The organism is Cryptocyanus atlanticus LEGE 06306 (genome assembly GCF_056633155.1).
Genome location: NZ_JBSJOZ010000041.1, coordinates 1 through 1,451, shown reverse-complemented (window position 1 = coordinate 1,451; position 1,451 = coordinate 1). Strand labels below are relative to the sequence as shown.

1 protein-coding gene is annotated in these 1,451 nt (G+C 70.6%); it reads left to right on the top strand.

Annotated features, from left to right (window positions below; translation table 11 throughout):
- Positions 1-1,451, top strand: a 1,451-nt coding sequence (locus tag ACWJI7_RS14190) for a mannose-1-phosphate guanylyltransferase/mannose-6-phosphate isomerase (protein WP_479938865.1), incomplete at its 3' end; no start/stop codon positions are given.

Genomic DNA, 1,451 nt, shown 5'->3' with positions numbered 1-1,451 from the left:
ATGAGCCCAGCCACGCCCCTGGTGCCCGTGATTCTCTGCGGCGGCACCGGCACCCGCCTGTGGCCGCTGTCGCGGGCGAGCTATCCCAAGCAGTACTGGCCGCTGGGGGACAGCGGCGAGGAGACCCTGCTGCAGCAGACGCAGCAACGGCTGGAGGGGCTGGAGGGGCTGGCCCCCCCCCTGCTGATCTGCAATGAGGACCACCGCTTCATCGTGGCCGAGCAGATGCGGCAGATCGATGTGGAGCCGGCGGCGATCCTGCTGGAGCCGATGGGCCGCAACACCGCCCCGGCCATCGCCGTGGCCGCCCTGCAGGCCACCAGCCGGGGCCAGGATCCGCTGCTGCTGGTGCTCGCCGCCGACCATGTGATCCGCGACGCCCCCCGGTTCCGCTCCACGGTAGAGGCGGGCCGCGGCGCCGCCGAATCGGGCCTGCTGGTGACCTTCGGGATCGTGCCCACCGCGGCGGAAACCGGCTACGGCTACATCGAGGCCGATGCGGCGGCGGCCGGATCCGGGGCCCCCAGCGGCTCAGGGATTCCGGCGCCGGTGCCGATCGCGCGCTTCGTGGAGAAACCCGATGCGGCCACGGCCGAGGCCTTTCTGGCCAGCGGCCGATTCACCTGGAACAGCGGCATGTTCCTGTTCCGCGCCAGCGCCATCCTCTCGGAGCTGGAGCGGCTGGTGCCGGAGGTGGTGAGCAGCTGCCGGTCCGCCCTGGAGCAGGACAGCGCCGATCTGGATTTCCTCCGGCTGGAGCGCGAGTCCTTCGCGAGCTGCCCCAGCGTGGCGATCGACGTGGCGGTGATGGAGCGCACCGGGCTGGGGGTGGTTCTGCCGCTGGCGGCGGGCTGGAGCGATGTGGGCAGCTGGAGCGCCCTGTGGGACACCGGATCCCGCGATGTCGACGGCAACGTGCTGCGGGGTCGGGTGATCAGCGAGGGCTCCCGCAACTGCTACCTGCGCAGCGAACACCGGCTGGTGGTGGGGCTGGGGGTGGAGGACCTGGTGGTGGTCGAAACCGACGACGCCGTGCTGGTGGCCCACCGGGAGCGGGCCCAGGAGGTCAAGACGATCGTGGGCCGCCTTGAGGCGGCGGGTGCCTCCGAGGGTCGGGCCCACCGGCGCATCTACCGCCCCTGGGGCTCCTACGACGGCGTGGTGGAGGGGGAGCGCTGGCAGGTCAAGACAATCGTGGTGAACCCCGGCGCCTCGCTCTCACTGCAGATGCACCACCACCGCAGCGAGCACTGGGTGGTGGTGAAGGGCACGGCGGTGGTGGAGAAGGACGGCGTGCAGGAGCTGGTGGGGGAGAACCAGAGCACCTACATTCCACTGGGGACGAAACACCGGCTCAGCAACCCGGGCAAGATCGCGGTGGAGATGATCGAGGTGCAGAGCGGCCCCTATCTGGGCGAGGACGACATCGTCCGCTTTGAGGATCGGTATGG